General features: G+C 49.5%; 6 protein-coding genes. All 6 read left to right on the top strand.

Annotation, left to right across the window (positions count from 1 at the left end):
* On the top strand, positions 1-732 hold a 732-nt coding region (locus tag FJZ26_03000; GenBank protein ID MBM3229376.1), incomplete at its 5' end, for an NAD-dependent epimerase/dehydratase family protein.
* On the top strand, positions 733-1689 hold the full coding sequence (locus tag FJZ26_02995) for an NAD-dependent epimerase/dehydratase family protein (protein ID MBM3229375.1): 957 nt from the start codon (positions 733-735) through the stop codon (positions 1687-1689). It begins immediately after the preceding gene.
* A 68-nt stretch (positions 1690-1757) separates the two neighbouring features.
* Positions 1758-3044, top strand: a complete 1287-nt coding sequence (locus tag FJZ26_02990; GenBank protein MBM3229374.1) for an aminotransferase class V-fold PLP-dependent enzyme — start codon at positions 1758-1760, stop codon at positions 3042-3044.
* A 93-nt stretch (positions 3045-3137) separates the two neighbouring features.
* A complete protein-coding gene (locus FJZ26_02985; GenBank protein MBM3229373.1) occupies positions 3138-4721 on the top strand; it encodes a hypothetical protein in 1584 nt (527 codons plus the stop codon).
* Positions 4722-4744: 23 nt separating this feature from the next.
* Positions 4745-5446 (top strand): glycosyltransferase family 2 protein, encoded by a 702-nt coding sequence (locus FJZ26_02980; protein ID MBM3229372.1) that lies wholly within the window; start codon positions 4745-4747, stop codon positions 5444-5446.
* Positions 5447-5472: 26 nt separating this feature from the next.
* Positions 5473-6444, top strand: coding sequence for an FkbM family methyltransferase (locus tag FJZ26_02975; GenBank protein MBM3229371.1), 972 nt, complete (start codon positions 5473-5475; stop codon positions 6442-6444).
* Positions 6445-6936 lie beyond the last annotated feature (492 nt).

Here is a 6936-nt window from a genome sequence, read left to right as displayed (position 1 = left end):
CATCTTGCTGCGATAAACGGCACAAAATATTTCTATGAAATGCCAAAGCAGGTGCTCAAAGTCAACATGCAAGGCACAATAAACGTGATTGAGGCACTTGAGAAAAGCTCTGTGAAAAAGTTTGTCTATTTCTCATCCTCTGAAATCTACGGCAAGCCAGAGCAGTTTCCTACCGACGAGTCCCACAGGCTGATTGTTGACGACCCGAAAAACCCGCGCTGGACCTATTCTGCAAGCAAGATAATGGGGGAGATTTACACAAACACGCACTGCAAGAGCCTTGGGATTGACTATGCCATAATCAGGCCGCACAATTTCTACGGTCCCAGGATGGGCAATGAGCACGTTATACCCGAGTTCATCAGAAGGATTGTGAAAAACGAGGAATTCACGATACAGGGGGACGGAAGCCAGAGGCGAAGCTTCTGCTACATAGGCGATGCGATAGAGGCGGTTGTCCAGGCGGGTGCAAGAAAGACAAATGGCGAGGCGTTCAACATAGGAAACGACACTGAGGAGTACACGATTCTTGAGGTTGCAAACCTGGTCGCCAAAGCGGCAGGCGTGAAAATCAGCCCGAAGTTCGTCGAGCTTCCCAAAGGCGGCACGACAAGAAGAAAGCCCAGCATTGAAAAGGCACGAAAGCTACTTGGCTACAACCCAAAAGTTGGGCTTGAGGAGGGAATCGGCCTGACATATGCCTGGTACAAAGACGACTTGAAGGGAAGATAAATGGAAATCCGGGAAGTTCTCATAACCGGCTCATCCGGCCTTATAGGAAGTTGCCTTGCAGGGCTGCTTGCAAGCAAGGGAATGGTTGTAAACGCCCAGACAAGGGGCGGCAAAAAGGCACAGGAGAGGATTTGCTGGTGGGCAAAAAAATACAGTGGCAGCACTTGCGAAGAAAATTTGCGCATTATTGAGGCTGACATATGGGACGCCGGGGCATATGCAAGTGCGATAAAAAGCTCTGATGCAGTATTTCATCTTGCAGGAAGGGTCAATGTGCAGCAGGCACTTTCTGACCCGCTTGAGTCGCACAAGGCAAATGTCGAGGCGACTATTTGCCTGCTTGAGGTATTGAAAAAATCCGGGTTTGGAAAGAAGCTTGTTTTTTGCTCTACGGCAAATGTTTACGGAAAGCCGCTTTATCTTCCCGTTGATGAGTTGCACCCGCTATTTCCCCAGGAGCCCTATGCGGCATCAAAGGCCGCCGCCGAGATGTACTGCACAGCCTACTCAAAATCCTGCGGCTTTGGGCTTGCAACTGCAAGGGCGTCACATGTCTATGGCCCCTGGCAGGATGGAACGCAGCTCATCCCCAAAATCGCAAAAAAGGTTTTGGGCGGGCAGGAAGTTATCCTGACAAAGGGCAGCAGTGTCAGGGAATTTTTGTATGTCGAGGATGCGGCAAGCGGGCTTGAGGCTGCGGCAAGGTTCGGCAGCGGCGTTTACAACCTAAGCACCGGAAAGCAAACTGAAATAAACAAGCTCATAGGGGAAATGATCCAAAAGCTTAAGCCCGGATACGGGAACATGAAGATTGTGGATTCATTCAGGTCAGATGACTTTGAAAAGCTCCAGATTGACTGCGGCAAGGCGCGCCGCGAGCTTGGGTGGAAAGCAGAATATGAAATAGGGCAGGGGCTTGAAAAAACGCTTGGGTGGATTTTGGGGCAAGAAGGATAATTTGGCAGGCCCGCTTAAGGCATTGAGATTGCAGAAGATTACAAAACAATATTGCAGGTGTTGGATTTATGGAAAACGAAATAATGGGGCAAATCAGGGAGCTTGTGAAAAAGTATTATGGCATTGACGGATTTGGGGAGAACGTTGGTTTTGAGGGCAGGAAATCCAAAATACCGCTCAACGTGCCAACATATGATGTTGATGAAATCATGGAGGCTGTTGACTGCCTGCTTTCCACCCGCGTGACAATGGGGCAAAAGACATACCAGTTCGAGCGGCTTTTTGCAAGCTTCATCGGGACAAAATATTCCACAATGGTCAACTCTGGCTCCTCTGCAAACCTTGTGGCCCTCTCAATACTTAGCAACAGGGCGACACGGGGGCGCATAAAGCCGGGAGATGAAATCATAACGCCTGCAGTAACCTGGTCCACAACAGTCTCGCCAATACATAACATTGGCGCGGTCCCAGTCCTTGTGGATATTGACATGGAGTCATACACCATTGACATTGACCAGATAAGAAAGAACATCACGCCAAAAACAAAGGCGATAATGCCCGTGCACTTGCTTGGCAACCCGGCCGACATGAAGCAGATAATGGAGATTGCGCAGCAGCACGGGCTGTTTGTAGTTGAGGACACGTGCGAGTCGCACGGTGCCGTTTTGGATGGAAAAAAGGCGGGAAGCTTTGGCGACATCTCAACTTTCAGCTTCTTTTTTTCCCACCACATAAGCACAATAGAAGGCGGAATGCTGCTGACAAACAACCACGAGTACTCGGAGCTTTCAAAGGCGCTTAGGGCGCACGGCTGGACTCGGGAGATGGCGGACAGGAAGCCCTATCTTGACAAAAACCCGGGCATAGACCCACGGTTCCTTTTTGTTAATTATGGGTACAACCTGAGGCCGACTGATTTGCAGGGCGGGTTTGGCATCAGGCAGATGGAAAAGATTGAACGGCTATTGGAGGCGCGCAGGCTCAACGCAAATTACTGGTGCGAGAACCTGGAGAAGTATTCAGACAGCCTGATGATAACCAGGCAGAGGCCCGGGACATTGCACTCCTGGTACGGCTTTCCGATAACCGTCAGGGAAAGCGCTAAATTCAGGCGGGAGCAGCTTACGGCGTTTCTGGAGAAAAAGGGCATAGAGACAAGGCCGCTTATGTCTGGGAACATTGCAGACCAGCCCATGATGGGCATGATGGACTACAGGAAAGGGTCGCTTGAAAATGCGCAAAGAATAATGAAAAACTCGTTTTTCTTTGGCAACCACCACTGGGTGAAGGAAAAGGAGAGGCAGTATGTTGTCGAATGCTTTGATGAATTTTTCAAAAGCATTGGGAAGGCCTGAGGCGGCGTGTGCTTGATTTGGCATCGCGTCAGGCTGGTAGAGAGGCTGGTGGCTGTGCGCACAAGCCTTTCAAACTGACAAAAGTGTTTTTGCATGAAATTTGACGACTTGGGGCTTGCAACTGTCCTGATTGTGTTCCTTCTGGCATTTGCGGCAAGGTTGCCTTTTTCAGAAAGGAACTATTTTTCAGACGAATCTTACTGGCCGCAGGTTGCCGACAGGTTTGCCCAGGGAACTATGCAGGCAGGAGACTTTTTGCACCCCCCCATCCCCTACGTAATCTACGGGGGGGCAAGAGCGCTTGGGCTTGAGAACTTACGGCTTGTGCCAATGCTTTTTGGCTCTCTTGCTGCAGCCTGGATTTTTTACATGCTCCGCAAAGAAGTTTCAGGCAAGGCTGCATGGCTGGGGTTTTTTGCCCTGTGCGCCTCAAATTATTACATAATGCAAAACACGCTTGTTGACACGGACGGCTCGATAATGAGCTTTTTTCTTGTGGGGGTTGCGTATTATTTCAATGAGCTTGGAAAGGTTTGGAGCTTACAGCAAGGGCAAAAACATGCCGTCAGGCATACTGCATTTTCATTGCCTGCACTTGGCTTTGTTGTTTTTTTCGCCCTTGGAGTCCTGACGAAAATACAGTTTTTGGGCTTTGGGCTGCCTGCAATAATCCTAGCCTGGCTCCATAGTAGGGAATTTAAAGACTTGAGATATGTTGCGTGCATTGCCGGTTTGCTTGTTGCGGCAGCCATCTTTGCCTGGCTTGCCTGGTTTATATTTAGCAGTGCCATGGGTGTTGACACGGCAACTTCGCCCATAGGAAGAATATTTGGCCTTGCAGGGCTTGCGCAGCGCACGCCAATCTACAAGCTTGCCTGGCTTGCAAGAATTGCGGTAAGGGTAGGGCCTGCAATTCCGCTTATTTTCGCCATTGCATTTCTAGGCAGGCACAAGTTTGGGATGGTTGGAAGCCTGGCGTTATTTGCAATCTCAAATGCCGCCATTTTTATTCTTTCCGACCTTGGCGACCAGGCAAGGTATTTTGCAAGCGTTCTTCCGCTTCTTGCAGCAGGCATCGGCCAGATTGGAGCGGGATTTGACCTGAGGCTTGGCAAAAAAGAGGCGCTGATTATTGCGGCCCTTTGCGCATGCCTTATGGGACTTGTTGTTGCAAGCGGCCTGAGCGACTTGAACCCCCTGCCCTATCCGGCCGTTTTTGCCTATTGCGCACTTGCCGCGTGGGCTGTTCTCAAAAAGCTTGGGACTGCAAAGGCATTTGCATTTCTTTATGCAGCCATGGTTTGCTATTCGCTAGTTTTCCTTGCCTTTGGCCTTAACTATGACCAGCTTCGCTCGCAGGCAATGTGGCATGCCATTGAATTTGCAAAAAACACCGGGGCTTTCAGTTTTGCCACAGTAAACGAAGCCTCCCTGCACTACTATTTAAAAGAACCCGGATATAAGTACACTGGCGACTGGACTGACAAGTCAAGGCGGCTTGAGAAGGTGGATTATGTGTTTGATTTCAGGCTTGCGCCAACAAACCTTCCAAGCCAGATTGCGGCGCTGTTCCAGCGGTTTGGGGCAGATGAGTTTATTGCGAATGCCGGCTGCACACTGCAGGAGAAACATGAGAAAAATGGCGTGCTGCTTTTGGGAATCTACAAGTGCAAGTGAGATGGAATGGTGCTGTGGTTCAAATGAATCTTGAGATTTTTTTCCTGACATATAACGAAGGGGAAAGCATAGTCAAAGTCCTTGAAAACGCCAAGCGGCATGTCGAGACAAGGAAGCTTGATGCAAAAATCACGGTAATTGACAACGCAAGCACCGACAACACGCGCGAGTTTGCCAAAAAGGTGGCTGGAGTCGGATTGATAGCACATGAAAAGAACATGGGCTATGCCTACTCGGTGAAAGAGGCACTTGAGGTTTCAAAGGCGGGCGTAATTGCAGTGATTGACGGGGACGGGCAAAACGAAGTGAGGGACCTGGACGGGGCGCTAAGGCTTGTCGGCCAGGGGTTTGACGTGATAATAGGCAGCAGGATTGTGAGGATGGACCCGTGGCACAGAAACCTGCTTTCAGTCGGCCACAACATAATTTTCAGGATGCTTTTTGACACAAGGCTTGATGACATTGACTGCGGGTTCAAGGTTTTCACTTCAACTGCTGCAAAAAAAATCAGGATTGAGTACACTGACCTGATTGTCGGGCCGGAACTTGTCGTGAGAAGCATGGAGCAGGGACTGAAAGTCACGCAAGTCAAAGTCACCCACTACAAGCGAGAAAAAGGTTCCAGCATGTTTGGGGTCGGCAAGCTGCTTGCAATAATCCCGAAAATACTTTTTAGGTATCTTGTTTTAAGGCTCAGGTTCAAAAAGGCAAAAAGCCCGGCATAGGGCTGCAAGATTGGGAAGTTGTTGGCATGGTAAGCGACATTGCAAGAAAGCTCTTGATGACCGAGTACCTCGGGCAGGGGGGATTGGGGGCGCTGAGAAGGCTTTGGCTGGAAAGCCGGCTGCTGCTAAGCGGCGCAAGAGTAGTGAGGGGGAAGGATTGCATCTGGATTGAGAAGGGTAGCGGAAAGAGTTGCAGGCGGCTGAAGATAAAGGGAGACTCAAGTGTGACGACAATTGCAAAAACCGTTGGCCTGTTTGAAAGCATTATGCAGATGGTTGGTGGCAGGCAGGGAAATGAGGTTGACCTGACAGGCGATGTTGAAATTGATTTTCTTGGCTGCAGGATTGCAACAGACTTTTGGAGTCTGCTTGAGATTGAAAGCGCCCTTATGCAATATAACAAGTTCTATAAACTGCGCGAGGGAGACATTGTATTTGATTGCGGGGGGTTTCATGGCATGTATAGCATCTACGCGTCAAAACAGGTTGGAAGCTCTGGCAAGGTCTACTGCTTTGAGCCAGATTCGCAGTCCCTGAAAGTCATTGAAAAAAACATCAATGGGAACGGAATAACCAATGTCAAGGTCGTAAAAAAAGGCATCTGGGACAAGACTGCAAAGCTGCCCTGGTCAAATACCATAATCAGCTCCATAGACCCAAATGCAGCCACGCTGGGTGGGACTGGTGGGGGGCAGGGTGCTTCAGCCAATACAGCCGAAGGTTATATTGATGTTGTTTCAATACCGGAGTTTTGCCTGCAGGAGGGCATAGAAAAAATAGACTTTATCAAGATGGACATTGAAGGCGCCGAAATTGAGGTGCTGCAAAGCCTGGCTGATTATTTGAGGCAGCACAAGGTTAATCTTGCAATAGCAAGCTATCACATCAGGGACGGGGCCAAGACAAGCAATGCCATAGAAAAAATGATGCGCCCAATGCCCTACAGGGCAATTACGGCAAATCTGCAGCACAGGACAACTTATCTTATTCCACTTTAGTTATTAGTGGGAATTAATCAGTCCAGCATCTCGTAGATTTTTACCGAAGCATCATCGGTCTTGTAGACAAGCTTGAAGCCAGGCAAATCCTCCGTGAACATTGCATTGTAAAGGTTTGTGTCATAGAATTTGCCCTTGCGGTCGTCCCAGCCCCAAACCGCAGTTCCGTTTGGCCCAGGCCAGATTTTCTCCTTGTTGTAATAGGAAGTTATGACAAAATAGGCGCCACGCTGCTCGGCAGGCTTCAGGGTTGCCTTGTTCAAAACAAGGTTTCCATTCTCGTCTTTTCTGTCAAGATAATAGGATGCGATTGGAAGCTGCTGCCCGTTTGCAAGTTTGCCTGTGCTAAGGCAGTATTGGGGCTTGAGTGTATAGGTGACCTGGCCTGAGTACTGGTCTGCAGCCCGGCTTGCAGTTGAGCCAACAATTCCCTGAAGCCTCTGCGACTCTGAAACCGTGCACCCCTGCCTTGAAGCCTCGTCTGCAGGCACG

Source organism: Candidatus Parvarchaeota archaeon (genome assembly GCA_016866895.1).
Taxonomy (GTDB): domain Archaea; phylum Micrarchaeota; class Micrarchaeia; order Anstonellales; family VGKX01; genus VGKX01.
Note: the sequence above shows the minus strand (reverse complement) of the source record. Positions and strands in the feature narration are given on the sequence as shown.

Bases quoted from the DNA above. Each gene is read 5' to 3' on its own strand.
- FJZ26_02975 (MBM3229371.1), top strand. From the start codon at position 5,473: ATGGTAAGCGACATTGCAAGAAAGCTCTTGATGACCGAGTACCTCGGG.
- FJZ26_02990 (MBM3229374.1), top strand. From the start codon at position 1,758: ATGGAAAACGAAATAATGGGGCAAATCAGGGAGCTTGTGAAAAAGTAT.
- FJZ26_02995 (MBM3229375.1), top strand. From the start codon at position 733: ATGGAAATCCGGGAAGTTCTCATAACCGGCTCATCCGGCCTTATAGGA.
- FJZ26_02980 (MBM3229372.1), top strand. From the start codon at position 4,745: ATGAATCTTGAGATTTTTTTCCTGACATATAACGAAGGGGAAAGCATA.
- FJZ26_02985 (MBM3229373.1), top strand. From the start codon at position 3,138: ATGAAATTTGACGACTTGGGGCTTGCAACTGTCCTGATTGTGTTCCTT.